This window comes from Streptomyces sp. NPDC029169 (genome assembly GCF_055563935.1).
The window spans coordinates 486,903-499,345 of record NZ_JBVHXA010000002.1 but is presented as its reverse complement, the minus strand read 5'-3'; the positions used below and the strand labels follow the sequence as shown (position 1 = coordinate 499,345).

Here is a 12,443-nt window from a genome sequence, read left to right as displayed (position 1 = left end):
GGGGCGGCGGCGACGCTGCTGGCACGCGCGGGGGGATCGGGTGCAGGGTGGCCCCATGATTCGTACCGCCATACCTGCCGATGTCCCCGTGATCCACGCGATGGTCCGCGAGCTCGCCGACTACGAGAAGGCCTTGCACGAGGTCCGCGCGACTCCTGAGCAGCTCCACGAGGCCCTCTTCGGCCCCCAGCCCGCCGCCTTCGCCCACATCGCGGAGACGGACGACGGCGAGCCGGTGGGCTTCGCGCTGTGGTTCCTGAACTTCTCGACGTGGCGCGGTGTCCACGGGATCTACCTGGAGGACCTGTACGTCCGCCCCTCGAGCCGGGGCGGCGGCCACGGGAAGGCTCTGCTGGCGGAGTTGGCGCGGATCTGTGTGGAGCGGCGGTACGAGCGCCTGGAGTGGTCGGTCCTGGACTGGAATGTGCCGGCCCGCGAGTTCTACAAGTCGCTCGGGGCGGTGTCCATGGACGAGTGGACCGTGAACCGCCTGACGGACGACGCGCTCCGAAAGCTGGGCGGGGCGGAGTAGCCGCCGGACGCCTGCCCGGGACCGCGAGAAGGCGGAACCGGGCGGGTGGGCTGTCCGGCTACCCGACGGCCGGGACCGGGTGCTCCGGGGACCAGGCCCAGGCGGTGCCGTCGGGGTTCACGGTGAGCCCGAACCGCTCGAAGTCCGGGCGGCCCTGGTCGTCCCACCAGGCGTGGGCGGCCGTGAGTTCGCTGGGGGCCGGCCTCCGTCGTGGCGCGTTCGGTCACTTGGTGCCGCTGCCCTTCGTGTCGCTGTGACCGGAGTCCTGGCCCTCCGAGCCGCCTCCGCCGTGCCCGGCGCCCGACTGGCCGTCGTCCTGCTGGCTTCCGCCCTGGCCCGAGCCGGTGCCTCCGCCGTGCTGTCCGCCCATGAACGTGCTCCTTCTCGTGATGGATGAATGGTGGTGTGGGCCGCCCCGGCTGAACGGTGGATCGGTCACCGGGGCGGAGTCTGTGAGGGTGAGGGTCAGCCCGACCCGCGAGCGAGGGCCTTGGGAGCGCAGTGCGGCCTGCATCTGTTGCTCTCCAGCCTCCGCCAGGAATTCCAGGAGGGGACTCCCCGGAGTCAGGTGGCGCGAGAGCTGGGCGACCCATTCGCCGCGTTCTCGAAGGTCATGGAGCTGGGCAGCTATGTCGTCCCGGGACTCTGGCGGTGGTTCCGGTAGGGCGCTCACCGCGCCGTCCCCCGACTCCGCCGGTTCGCTTCGGTCACCTTGGCGGTCAGCCGCTGGGTGCTGCCAGTGGCCGGGCGGTACTCGGGACAGACCGGTCGGCCGCACTCGCACGGACGCCATTTCAAGGCGTTGCCGGGACTCAGGTCCGGGCCCTCGAACCGCACCCAACCGGATTCCGTACGGCTTCCCTGGCTGTCCCGGGTGTTCATGCGTTGCCCCGTTTCACGACCTGCGCCAGCTTCATGGCCACGTCGGGGCGGACACTTCCCAGCCTCACCAGTCCGGGGCCCGGCGGTGCCGGGTCGATGCCCAGTGAGGGGAGAACGATTCCAGCGGCCATCAGCGATTCGCGCAGCGACTCCACGACCGTGCTCGGGGTCACTGTCTCCAGTTCGTGCGAGCTGTCCATGAGAGGGACGCTAGGGCCGGGTGCCCGGCTCTGTGGGGGCTGATTCGCCGGGATTCTCGGGCTGGTCCGTGATCTTCCGGTGGATTCTCAAGGAGCGTCGAGAGCCCGCCGGGCGCGAGCGATCACGCGGTGGGCGTCGGCACCATAGACCGCGGAATCGGAGAGTGCCTGCCACACCTTCCGGTAGACGCCGACGCTGTCCGCGTCGTCCAGCCAGAGCTCCGCGTGCCAGTCCTCCGCGATCACCAGGCGGTCGTCGTACAGCCAGAAACCGTTGGCCGGGGGGATCTTCAGGGAGGCGCCGAAGGGGACGATGCCCAGGGAGACGGTGTCCAGCCCGAGGACGCCCGCCAGGCGGTCGAGCTGGGCGGCCAGCACGGGAGGAGGGCATACGAGAGCCCGGAGCGCGGCCTCCCACATCACGATGTGGAACGTGCGCCCCGGCTCGTACAGCATCTCCTGACGCTTCACGCGGGCCCGTACGGCTTCCTCGGTGTCCCGTACGGACTGGTGGAGGTCGGCGTAGCGGGTGAAGACGTGGCGGGCGTACTCGGCGGTCTGGAGCATCCCCACGACCGTGGAGCCCTGCCAGACGTGGAACGTCCTCGTGCGCTCGTACTCGGCCGTCAGCGTGTCCTGGACCGGCTTGTGGCCCGCGGCGAGCTGTCTGCGCCAGGCGCGGGAGCGGGACTCCAGGCTCCAAAGCCGGGTGATCAGCTCCTCTGCTGCCTCCGGATGGCCGGTGCCGTCCGCCCACGCCAGCAGATCGTCCGCCGTCGCGGTCTGGCGGCCGGTCTCCAGTTTGCTGATTTTGGACTGGGGCCAGCCGAGCAGAACCGCCAACTGGCGGCCCGTGAGCCGCCGATCGGTGCGCAGCTCGCGCAGCCGCGCACCGAGGGCAACTCTTGCTTGTTGGAAGTCGGTGCTCACTCGGCGGACGGCACCTGTTCCGCGAACGTCTCGTACGGGACGGCGTGGTGCCACGCGGCGTCCCGTACCTGGCAGGCGCGGGCGACCTCGACAGGGTCCGTGACCAGTTCGACGCCGGTCATCCGGTCGTCGTCATCGAAGTGGAGCCGGGCGATCACCCGGGAGTCGAAGAGCCAGAAGTCGTCGTCGGGGAGTTGGAGCCGCTCGGCATCGGAGCGCCACAGGTTGCGGATGTCTTCGCCCACTGCGCTGTTGCGGCGGGCGTTGTCGAGGAGGTAGCGCTGACCGGGGGTGGGCGGGTTGTCGGCGATCCGTACCCGCTCGAAGCGCTTGCCCAGGGCGGACTGTTCACGCCGGGACACGCACCAGGGGTCGTTCAGGTCCCAGCCGGCGTCCTCGCCCCGGACGAACCGCTGGTAGGTCTCCGTCTCCTCGTCCGACTGGTAGCGACGCCGGGTCTCCAGGCGCCAGGCCGTGTGCGCGAAGGTCCGGAACATCCCGGCGAACTCCTCGAAGCCGATCAGCACGGGCGTCCTTTCCGCGTCCCGGGGCGCGAAGTCGGCCAGGAGCACGCGCGGGACGACCACGAACCCCTCCCCATCCTTGACGTTCCGGAGCTGCGCCACGTCCTGGGGGTCGGTCACCGCGTCGCCTTGGACCAGGACCTCCCCGGTGTCCAGGTCCTCGTACAGGGTCGGGCATCCGTCGTTGCCGGAGTTGGTACCGATGAACCGGAGTCGCCGTGCCATTGCCGTTCCCCTCCCACCAGCGGACAAGTCCCGACCAGGATGGGGCGGGCACTGCTTCCCTGTCCTGCGTGATTCGCAATGATTCTCGGGACCGACGAAAAAAGGCCCCCGGCTCCCCGGCGCGTGCCGAGGAACAGGAGGCCAGGTTGGTTGCGACGAACGGTGAGCCGAAAAGGCGGTTAGCGCTGGTTCGGAGGGGCCACGCGGACCTTTTGCAGGTAGGTAATCGCAGGTCAGGCGCCTAGTAAGTGTCCGTTGGGTCGTCACGCGGACCTTGGAACCCGTACAGATTCCGGACTGCTATCACGCTTCGATCCGTCTCGGCTCGATCCGGGGGGCCTCCCCCAGGTCGGAATCACTCAGAGTTACAGCGATTCCGGCGACGAACGGAGATCAGATCAGAGGTCTCCAGGGTGCGGACGCTCCGGCCGGCGGACGGTCGGACGGACCATGGCCGCTCGGGCTTCCGCCGCCTCCCGTGCTGTCTTACGCCGGTGGTGCCAGCCGCGCAAAGCCTGAAGGTTGGTCACGTCGTGGTTGTCCCCGCGGACGATGTGGTCCACATCCGTCCCGGGCTCGGGGCACCGCGCCCCCTCCACCAGGAGGGTCACGCACCGGTACCCGTCGCGCTTCAACACGGTGGCCCGACGCTGGGGCCAGTCACTGGGAAGGCGTGACCGCCGGTCGCTGGTCTCCCATGCCACGGTGCCCTCCCGATATGAAAACGTGGGGCCAGCTCCGCGCCGACGTCCGTAGTTGGTCTATCCCCCATCGCGGCTGCGTTGGCTGGTCAGGGGTGTTAGTGGCCAGTTGTGATTCCCCACTGGCGGTCACTTGACGGGGGAGTCATGCAGCCGCCGCATGGTTACGTTGGGTGACATGCGCGCCAGGTGCGAAAGGTCCGTCGGCACCTCGCTCGGACCGGACCCCGCTGTGTCCGGCGGCGACGTAGGGGCTGAACACGCCCGGTCCAAGTAGCCCTGGTACCCCGCGTCGGGGTTGCGGCGAGTAGTCGCAAGTCAGACGCTGGAAGGAGGGAGATCAGGGCGAGGAGGCTTTTCCCATGGCAGAGAAGACCGTGGCACTCAAGCAGGGCGAGGGCAGGTCGTTCTGGGCGCTGAACGGCCTGTACACCGTGAAGGCATCCGCCGACGAGACGGGTGGTGCGTTGACCGTCGTGGAGATGACGATTCCCGTGGGCGGGGGCCCGCCGCCCCACACCCACCCCGGAACCGAGAGCGTCCATGTTCTGGAGGGCAGGATCCGTTACCACATCAACGAGGAGACGATCGAAGCCGGTCCGGGATCCTTCTTCCACATTCCCGAGGGAACCTGGGAAAGGTTCGAGCCTCTTGAGACGTCGCGCCTCCTCGTCGTCTACACGCCGGGTGGGTATATGGAGGAGTTCTTCGCCGAGGCCGGCGAGCCTGCCACAGCGAATGAACTGCCCACTCCGTCCACCGAACCGCCGGACACCGAGCGCCTCATGGCGATCGCCACGCAGCACGGCATCCAGATGAGGCCGATGCCGGAGGGATGATCATGCCCGTCCACGGCATGCCCCACCCGCCTCGAACACCTGGCGGGTGGGGCATGTTTCGGGGCCTTTCCGGTGATGCTCAGCCGAGCCGCACCGGAAGTGTCCTGACGCTGTTGCTAAACGAACGAGCCGACGGCTCCGGCGGCGGGCGGTCGAACCTTATGCGGGTAGCGGTCCGTACTCTGCTTCCGTAACCTCACCAGGCATCGTCGCGGAACGTTATTCTGGCCGCCCAACTGATCCGCGTTACAGGGCTGTTAGTCGGCCCAGCACGCTCTCGCGTCCCGGGAAGCAAGAAAGCTGCTTCCCGCTCCTTCTTCCCTGTCACACACATAGGGGAAGAAGGGCTGGGAAGCAGCTTTCTTGCTTCTCAATGCCTCAGATGTGACCGTCCGCGCCCGTGACAGTTACGTGGAGTGCGCAAGAGGGGGTCGGTTCTTCGGCGCCGACACACAGCCCGCGGAGGGAGATCCGGAGAGTTGACCTCACTCGGTCCGGCGCCGTCAGTTAGACGTCGTTTCCTTTGGTATCTGTGGCGTGCGGAGGCGTTCTTGTTTGAGTGTGATCCCTGGGTGAGGATCGGTTCCATGAGCCGTGTCTATGACGATGAGCGACTGGCTGGCGCCTACGAGCGTGGCAACGAGATGCCCGAGGCCTCGCTGCGGGCCTGGGTCGAGCTGATCGCTTCCTACGTGCAGCGGTCATCGCCGTCCATCGTCGAGATCGGATCGGGAACGGGCGTCTTCTCGGCCGCGATGGCTCGCTGGATCGAGGGAAGCGAGGTGACGGCCCTCGATGCGTCCGAGGTGATGCTCGCCGAGGCCCGACGGCATCATCCGCATCCCGCGGTGCGGTATCTGTCGGGGGAGGCAGAGGCGGTGCCCGCCGCTGTGGGCATCTTCGACCTGGCCTTGATGTCTCGCGTGATCCATCACATCCCCGACCGCGCGCGAGCAGCCAGGGAACTGGTCCGCGTGCTGCGCGCCGGCGGGAGAGTGGTCGTCCGCACCACGTTCCGCGAACGGCTGGATGCGCTGGTGTACGACTACTGGCCGCAGCTCCGGGTGATCGACGAGCGGCGTTTCCCAGGCGAAGAGGAAGTGGTCGCCGACTTCGTCTCTGCCGGGTTCACCTTGGACGAGGTCACCTCCTTTGCCCAGCCGGTCGCAGCGAGCCTGGCGGAGTACCACGCCCGGCTGGTCAGTCGGCCGCAGTCGAAGTTCACCCATCTCACCGATGAGGAGTTCCGCCGGGGCCTTGTCCGCTTGAAGGCCGCGGCTGGGAGCGAGGCGTTGGGCGAGCCCCGGCCAGTCCTCGAACGCTACGACGTGGCCGTGTTCTCCCGCTTGTGACAGGCGCTTCGTCGCTTCAGTCGGCGGTAGGCAATGAGGGTTGCGGCTATGCCGACGAAGGCCAGGAAGTGTTCGGCCTTGCGTTCATAACGGCGATGCAGACGTCGGCAGCCAGCCAACCAGGACACTGTCCTTTCGACCACTCACCGGTGGCGGCCCAGCCGCTGTGAAGGCTCGACCCCCTTGCGGGCAACGCGGTGACGGATACCCCGCCGACGGAGCCACCGGCGCAGGTGGTCATAGTCGTAGCCCTTGTCCGCGTGCAGTTTCGCCGGCCGCCGACGCCGAGGTCCGCGGCGCGACCGGATGGGCGGGATGCCACGCACGAGTGGCTCCAGGCCCTGACTGTCGTGCATGTTCGCGCCGGAGATGCCCAGGGACAGCGGTAGTCCGTTCCTGTCGGTGATCAGGTGGATCTTCGATCCCAACTTGCCGCGGTCGGTCGGATTCGGTCCCGTCAATGGCCCCCTTTTGTGGCCCGCAGACTGACCGAGTCGATCGCGCACCGCGACCAGTCCAACTCGCCCCGCGCCCCGAGCTCGTCGAGGATCACGCGATACAGCCTGGCCCAGACTCGGTCCCGGCTCCACTGAGCGAACCGGCGGTAGACCGTGGGCCAGGCGGGGCCGAACACCGGCGGCAGTTGCCGCCACGTGCAGCCCGAGGTCGCCACGAAGATGATCGCAGCCAGGGCTTCACGGTCACCGGCCCGGCGTCGGCCACCGCCCTGCGGACGCGTGACCACTGTCGGCGGCACCACCCGCCTGAACAACACCCACAACTCGTCCGGCACCAGCCGCTCAACGAGATCCGTCATGCACGGTTCAACGAACGATCACGCCATAAGAAACGACGTCTTAGTAGGCATACCGACCTCTGGCAGCAACTCCCTGGCTTCCTCCTGAGTCATGTCGGCCGGTACCTCAAGTGCGGACACCAGTCGGCCGGTAGCCCGCTCCTTCATTTCGATACGGCGGAGTTGCTTCCGATCCGCACTGCCAGGGTGGTTCTGGGCCAGGCGTTCGCGGGCCCAGAGGGGCGGCTCCGCTTCCAGTTTCTCCCCGGTCATGGCCGCCCAGCGACCCGAGCCGATCGGATCGTTGGAGCCCAGCAGCCTTTCCAAGGTCGGCCATGCATCCTGCGCTTCCGAGAACCATCGATGCAGCTCGTTGCCCATGCTCGGAACCTCACCCGTCGGGCCACCCGCCAGCCCGAGGTCTGCCGTGACCTGGCACAGCGCCTCGCGTATCCGAAACCACTGGTAGAAGGTGGTTGACGCCAGCTCCACCGCCTCCCGTGCCTTGTCCTGAAGGCCGTCGAACTCCGCAATCAGGGTGGCTCGGGTTTCCTCTGCGACCGCTTGGTCGGCCAGCAGGTCCTCATAACGCCGACCGTGCGGTCAGGACGAGATCCACCCGTGCCGAGCACTCCAGAAGTTGGTCAGCGCGCCGGGCCGCGACATCCATCGGCTTGTAGGCGCCCTTGGGCTTGGGACCTTCACCGGCCAGGAATGCCCGGTGCTCTGCCTGACGGGCTCGGGTCAGGCGTTGGGCCTCGGTTTCGAGCATGGCCCAGGCGTCCAGTGCGTCGGTGGCTGCGTCGGCCAGCTCCCGGACCTTCCGCCATGCCTCATGCACCCGTGCGGGGGCCTGGGGCAGGTGCTTTCGCGTGCGTCCGTACGTGGAGAGGAGATCCCTCAAGCGAAATGCCTGCTTGTCGCGTTCGTCGCGTTCGTTCACGGAGTGCTCCTTCTAGCGGTGGTCTGTGTCCGGGTGTCCTGGCCGGCGCCCGGCTCAGGTCCCGCCCAGGGGGCGGTTCGCCCAGTGCCCATGTACTGAGCGCCGTTACAGGCCCGCTCTGCTTGGCGGGTGGATGAGAAACGGCGAGATGTGGGGTCCCAGCGCCGTGTCTGAACACGCGAAAGGGCCCGTCTCTCCCCGACGGGAGAGACGGGCCCGGATGTTGCGTGGGGTGCTACGCCGTAGCGAGCGCGCCACCGGCGGTTTCGCCCTTGCGGGTCGGGGCGTAGGTGTCCTCCTCGCCGACCCAGACAGGGTGGATGTTCTGGCCGCCCTCGATTACGTACGCGCGCCGGAGGATCAGGCCCAGTACGTCCCGACGTGATTCCAAGTTGCGCCCGTGTCCGGCGGACAGCGCTTCTATGGCCTCCTCCGGGTCGAGCAGCATGGACAGGTCGATGACGGGCTGAGGCAGCTTGGACAGGGCGTTTTCCACCGCCGCCAGTTGCTCCGAGATGCGGGAGCGGAGCCGTTCGTAGCGCGCGGGCCCCTCGGCGTCGTCGAACTCGCCGCGCTCCCAGCGGGCTCCCTCCAGAGCCTCCAGGCGGGCGCGGAGCGTCTGGACCTTGCTGTCGAATCCCGTTCGTTCGGCGTCGTACTCCGGCGCGTACGTCGTCAGCCAGCGCTGCGCGACGGCCTGGAGGAGCGGGTCGTCCTCATCCAGTGCCGAAAGCCTGGAGAGGACTCGGTCCGCCACCAGCCGTTCCAGGTTCTGGGCGCCGTGGCTCCCCTGTGTGCATGGGTGGCCGTGCGTTGATGCGCCGCACCGGTAGTAGGAGCGCCGCGGGGGCTTGCGGCGGTTGCCCGCCATGGCGCCGCCGCAGTCTCCGCACCGGATGAACCCGGCGAGCAGGAAGGTGACCGGGCGGCCGGGGGAGCCGCCCTTGCCGGTCCGCTTGCTCACCGTGCCCTTGCGGCACTGAGCCGGGCCAGAATGCGGCGGTGCTCCACGTCCGTGACGATTCCCTCGCCCACGCGGATGGGTTCGCCTTCGGCGTCTTCCGCGATCTTCTTCTCGTGGACCATGTACCCGGCCGTCACCGGGGAGGTGAGGATGTGGCGCACGGTCGTCAGGCCCCATGAGTTCCGGGAGCGGATGGGGGACTCCGTCTCCAGGAGGTGGGCCTCCTCGTGGCGGTCTGCGCTGCGCAGTCGTGCCAGGAGTTCCGCGCGCTTGGTGTAGCGGAGGGTCGGGACCTTGTCGGCCGCTAGGCGTACCGCTATGCCGCGGAGGGTGCCGCCCGCCAAGAACTCCTCCACCATGCCCCGTACGATCTTCGCCTCCACGGGGTGGGGTTCCAGGTGCCGGTCACTGTTGACGATGAAGCCGAACGGGCGCTCCTTCATCCAGCGCCCCTTCTCGCGGTCCCGGAGCTGGCGGGCGGAGACACGGATCTGGATGTTCTTGGCCTCCTCCTTCGCCTGTTCCGCGAGGAAGGACGCCAGGGTGACCCAGCCGGGGTTGGCGGAGTCCAGGTTGTCCTTCAGGGATACGAACCGGACTCCCGTGTCCTCGACCAGCTCCACCACGTCGGCAAGTTGGCGGATGCCCTGGCGGGACACGCGGTCCCACTTCCAGGCCACCAGGAACTGGGGGTGGTGCGCCTTCACGTACTCCGCCATGGCGTCGAACTCGGGACGGCGGACCTTCGCCTTTAGGCCGTGATGACCTCCCGGAAGATCACAACCTCCGTCGCGCCGAGCTCTTTGGCCTTGCGGACACAGTCCGCCTCCTGGCCCTCCAGGCAGTCGGAGACGAACGTCTCGTGCGAAAGCCGCAGGTAGATGACGGAGACGGCGTGCGCCAGTGTGCTTGGCATGGGGCCCTTCCAACGTCTGCGAGGAGTCGCATCCGTGGACTGAGGCCCGTTACGGGGCACAGAAACAGCGGTGTTGCGTCCTGGACTGGAATGTGCCGGCCCGCGAGTTCTACAAGTCGCTCGGGGCGGTGTCCATGGACGAGTGGACCGTGAACCGGCTGACGGACGACGCGCTCCACAGGCTGGGGGCGGGCGGGTAGGGCGTCACATCGGCCAGGGCCAGCATGTTGAGCATGCGGAACACGATGTCCGGGGCCGATGCGGACGACGACGCCCAGCGCTCACCGTCGCCGTGGTCGTGTCCGTCGTTGACCTGCGTCACCACGGAATCGTTGGTGTAGGCGGCCCGCAACCACGTCGTTGTTCACCGCGCCGAGCAGATCGCGCATGGCGATCTGCTCGGACGCTGCGAGATCCGTTGTCGTCATGTGCACTAGTCCTTCTTGTGCTTCGGCGGGTCCTTCGGCTTGGCCGTGTCCGACGACGGCTTGGACGTGCCCGGGTCCTTGTTGCCCGAGTGCCGTCCGTTGCCTCCGCTCCCGCCCTTACCCGTTCCCCATCCCATCCCATGCCGTGCTCCTCTCGGTTGTGCATTGCGTTCTGGCACCCGCTTGATGCGGTGTCCGCCCGGGCGACCCACGCGGGCCGTCCCACCCCGGGGCGGACGTTCCCTCCGGCGGTTCCCAAGCGACACTGACCGCGCCGGCGAGGGTGACGGCCAGGGCCCGGAGCCACCTCACGGGGAGCCCTCCAGCCGCTCCACCAGGGCCACGTCCTCGCATCTCCTGGCGAAGGTCGTGTGGTGCCTGTGGCGGCCCGTGTGCTCCATGCACTGGTCGTCCACCTTGTTCACGTCAGTGTCCGGCCGGGCCTCCCAATCGCACCCGCCGTACAGGCAGTGGGCCGACGCCGTGGCCTCCGACTCCGGGTGACGCTTGATGCGGTGCGTCACGAACCGGAGAACCGTCCGGACCGTCACTGCTCCACCACCGACACCGGGGTGGCGAACAAGCGGGCCTTGGCCAGCTCTTCCGGGGTCGGCTCCCGCAGCTCCTCCGGCGGGATCGCCCACTCCCGGCCACCGCCCGGCGGATGCAGGTACACGCCCTCGTATCGGCGGTCCACCCGACCCAGCGGCCCGTTACGGTCCACCGCGTACCGACTGGCGGTCGGTCCCCACTTCTCGGCCATGCCTCACCGTCCCCTCCAGCGCTCCGAATGCCTCGGACCACACCGGGACGGTATGAGCTCCGGGTGCTGCTTGGCGGCCCTGATTCGTCTTGATTCGAGCGACGCCGGGGCTTCTTCGGGGTGATTCTCAGCTGAGGTCGAGTGCCCGCCGGGCGCGTGTGATCACGCGATGGGCTTCCGCCCCATAGACGGCGGAGTCCGCGAGTGTCTGCCAGACCCGCTGGTACACGCCGACGGTCGCGGAGTCGTCCAGCCACAGCTCCGCGTGCCAGTCCTCAGCGATGGCCAAGCGGTCGTCGTACAGCCAGAACGCATTGGCCGGCGGGAGCTTGAGGGGGGCGCCCAGCGGGACGATTCCCAGGGTGACGGTGTCGAGCCCCAGCACACCCATGAGCCGGTCGAGTTGGGCAGCCAGTACCGGCGGCGGGCAGACCAGGGCGTGGAGAGCGGCTTCCCACATGATGATGTGGAAGGTCTTCCCCGGCTCGTAGAGCATTTCCTGGCGCCTCACGCGGGCCCGTACAGCCTCCTCCACATCCCGGACGGACTGGTGAAGGTCGACGTACCGGCTGAACACGTGGCGGGCGTAGTCGGGTGTCTGGAGCATCCCGACGACCATGGAGCCCTCCCAGGCCCGGAGCGTTCTGGACCGCTCGTACTCGACGGTGAGAGCGTCCTGGACGGGCTTGTGCCCGGCGGCGAGCTGGCGCCGCCAGGAGCGGGACCGGGACTCCAGGGTCCGCAGGCGGGTGATCAGTTCATCGGTGGCGTCCGGGTGTCCTGTTGCCTGGGCCCATGCCTGGAGGTCGTCGGCTGTGGCGGTCTGGCGCCCCGTCTCCGCGGCGCGCAGCTCACGGAGCCGCGCGCCGAGGGCCACCCGGGCCTCCCCTGCTGATGCACGCCATCGACCTGGAAGGGGACTCAGCTCTCCAGTCAGGACAACCGGTCGACAGCGCCCTTACCGCGATCGTTCTTGCATACGGCGCAGACCCGGCTGTAACCCTCGACGGCGAAAGTGCCTACGACATGGCCCACTGTTACAACCACGACATGGCGATCCGGTTGTTGGACCGGTTCGCCACCTGTCGTGGTCGCGATGCGAAGCCTGATGTGGGTGGTGGACCTCTCGATTCGGACAACCAGTAGCAGCACGTGATCGGCCGGAGAGGTCCTAGGAGCACCGGTACTTGGGCCTCCTGGCGGGCCGTCGAGCCCAGCCGTCCACAGCCCACATGGGGGGTGAAGAGCGACGCCCCGGGCGAGGCCACCAGAAGGGTGGACCCGATGTACGGGCAGACGGAAGGGTGTCGGTAGGGCGGACACCACACGGCCCGCCGCGCTCTCCCTCAGTTCGATGCGCCGGAGGTCTCGGCGGTCCTGGCTCCCCGGGTGGTTGCGGGCCAGGCGCTCCCGCTGCCACACGGGCGGGGTGGCCGTCAGCTCCTCCA

At 68.2% G+C, this 12,443-nt stretch carries 17 protein-coding genes and 1 pseudogene; 3 read left to right on the top strand and 15 right to left on the bottom strand.

Translation table 11 applies throughout. From position 1 onward, the window contains the following. The first annotated feature begins 55 nt into the window (after positions 1 to 55). The gene (locus tag ACZ4VI_RS06120) at positions 56 to 532 is read left to right on the top strand and encodes a GNAT family N-acetyltransferase (RefSeq protein ID WP_467997059.1); all 477 of its coding nucleotides are present in this window, start codon (positions 56 to 58) and stop codon (positions 530 to 532) included. A gap of 223 nt (positions 533 to 755) precedes the next feature. Here ACZ4VI_RS06120 and ACZ4VI_RS06115 read toward each other — a convergent pair whose 3' ends face one another. From ACZ4VI_RS06115 to ACZ4VI_RS06100, 4 genes are all read right to left on the bottom strand, one after another. Further along, the gene (locus ACZ4VI_RS06115) at positions 756 to 902 is read right to left on the bottom strand and encodes a hypothetical protein (RefSeq protein WP_190344470.1); all 147 of its coding nucleotides are present in this window, start codon (positions 900 to 902) and stop codon (positions 756 to 758) included. A 508-nt stretch (positions 903 to 1,410) separates the two neighbouring features. Next, positions 1,411 to 1,614, bottom strand: coding sequence for a hypothetical protein (locus ACZ4VI_RS06110; RefSeq protein WP_467997058.1), 204 nt, complete (start codon positions 1,612 to 1,614; stop codon positions 1,411 to 1,413). An 87-nt stretch (positions 1,615 to 1,701) separates the two neighbouring features. Next, positions 1,702 to 2,544, bottom strand: a complete 843-nt coding sequence (locus ACZ4VI_RS06105) for a helix-turn-helix domain-containing protein (protein ID WP_467997056.1) — start codon at positions 2,542 to 2,544, stop codon at positions 1,702 to 1,704. Beyond that, positions 2,541 to 3,293: a DUF6879 family protein gene (locus ACZ4VI_RS06100; protein ID WP_467997055.1), complete on the bottom strand. Its 753-nt coding sequence runs from the start codon at positions 3,291 to 3,293 to the stop codon at positions 2,541 to 2,543. Before ACZ4VI_RS06100 ends, ACZ4VI_RS06105 begins: the two co-directional genes overlap by 4 nt. Positions 3,294 to 4,356: 1,063 nt before the next feature. Between ACZ4VI_RS06100 and ACZ4VI_RS06095 the strand changes: the two genes are divergently transcribed. Then, on the top strand, positions 4,357 to 4,833 hold the full coding sequence (locus tag ACZ4VI_RS06095; RefSeq protein ID WP_467997053.1) for a cupin domain-containing protein: 477 nt from the start codon (positions 4,357 to 4,359) through the stop codon (positions 4,831 to 4,833). Positions 4,834 to 5,420: 587 nt separating this feature from the next. Beyond that, a complete protein-coding gene (locus tag ACZ4VI_RS06090) occupies positions 5,421 to 6,185 on the top strand; it encodes a class I SAM-dependent methyltransferase (protein ID WP_467997051.1) in 765 nt (254 codons plus the stop codon). Here ACZ4VI_RS06090 and ACZ4VI_RS06085 read toward each other — a convergent pair. From ACZ4VI_RS06085 to ACZ4VI_RS06035, 11 genes and pseudogenes are all read right to left on the bottom strand, one after another. After that, a pseudogene (locus ACZ4VI_RS06085) lies at positions 6,155 to 7,002 on the bottom strand (IS5 family transposase). The gene ACZ4VI_RS06090 and the pseudogene ACZ4VI_RS06085 sit on opposite strands and share 31 nt — an antisense overlap. Positions 7,003 to 7,020: 18 nt before the next feature. Next, positions 7,021 to 7,473, bottom strand: coding sequence for a hypothetical protein (locus tag ACZ4VI_RS06080; protein ID WP_467997050.1), 453 nt, complete (start codon positions 7,471 to 7,473; stop codon positions 7,021 to 7,023). Positions 7,474 to 7,564: 91 nt separating this feature from the next. Next, positions 7,565 to 7,924, bottom strand: coding sequence for a hypothetical protein (locus ACZ4VI_RS06075; RefSeq protein ID WP_467997049.1), 360 nt, complete (start codon positions 7,922 to 7,924; stop codon positions 7,565 to 7,567). A 235-nt stretch (positions 7,925 to 8,159) separates the two neighbouring features. After that, the gene (locus ACZ4VI_RS06070; RefSeq protein ID WP_467997047.1) at positions 8,160 to 8,888 is read right to left on the bottom strand and encodes a recombinase zinc ribbon domain-containing protein; all 729 of its coding nucleotides are present in this window, start codon (positions 8,886 to 8,888) and stop codon (positions 8,160 to 8,162) included. Beyond that, positions 8,885 to 9,607, bottom strand: a complete 723-nt coding sequence (locus tag ACZ4VI_RS06065) for a recombinase family protein (protein ID WP_467997046.1) — start codon at positions 9,605 to 9,607, stop codon at positions 8,885 to 8,887. Before ACZ4VI_RS06065 ends, ACZ4VI_RS06070 begins: the two co-directional genes overlap by 4 nt. Positions 9,608 to 9,639: 32 nt before the next feature. After that, positions 9,640 to 9,804 (bottom strand): hypothetical protein, encoded by a 165-nt coding sequence (locus ACZ4VI_RS06060; protein ID WP_467997044.1) that lies wholly within the window; start codon positions 9,802 to 9,804, stop codon positions 9,640 to 9,642. Positions 9,805 to 9,913: 109 nt separating this feature from the next. Further along, the gene (locus tag ACZ4VI_RS06055) at positions 9,914 to 10,126 is read right to left on the bottom strand and encodes a hypothetical protein (protein WP_467997043.1); all 213 of its coding nucleotides are present in this window, start codon (positions 10,124 to 10,126) and stop codon (positions 9,914 to 9,916) included. 111 nt (positions 10,127 to 10,237) lie between these two features. Continuing rightward, positions 10,238 to 10,369 carry a hypothetical protein gene (locus ACZ4VI_RS06050; RefSeq protein ID WP_467997041.1) on the bottom strand — a complete coding sequence of 44 codons (132 nt, stop codon included), beginning with the start codon at positions 10,367 to 10,369 and terminating at the stop codon, positions 10,238 to 10,240. 171 nt (positions 10,370 to 10,540) lie between these two features. Then, positions 10,541 to 10,783, bottom strand: coding sequence for a DUF7848 domain-containing protein (locus ACZ4VI_RS06045; RefSeq protein WP_467997039.1), 243 nt, complete (start codon positions 10,781 to 10,783; stop codon positions 10,541 to 10,543). Continuing rightward, positions 10,780 to 10,995 (bottom strand): hypothetical protein, encoded by a 216-nt coding sequence (locus tag ACZ4VI_RS06040; RefSeq protein ID WP_467997037.1) that lies wholly within the window; start codon positions 10,993 to 10,995, stop codon positions 10,780 to 10,782. Before ACZ4VI_RS06040 ends, ACZ4VI_RS06045 begins: the two co-directional genes overlap by 4 nt. Positions 10,996 to 11,122: 127 nt before the next feature. Further along, positions 11,123 to 11,872, bottom strand: coding sequence for a DUF5753 domain-containing protein (locus tag ACZ4VI_RS06035; protein ID WP_467997035.1), 750 nt, complete (start codon positions 11,870 to 11,872; stop codon positions 11,123 to 11,125). Between the last annotated feature and the right edge of the window lie 571 nt (positions 11,873 to 12,443).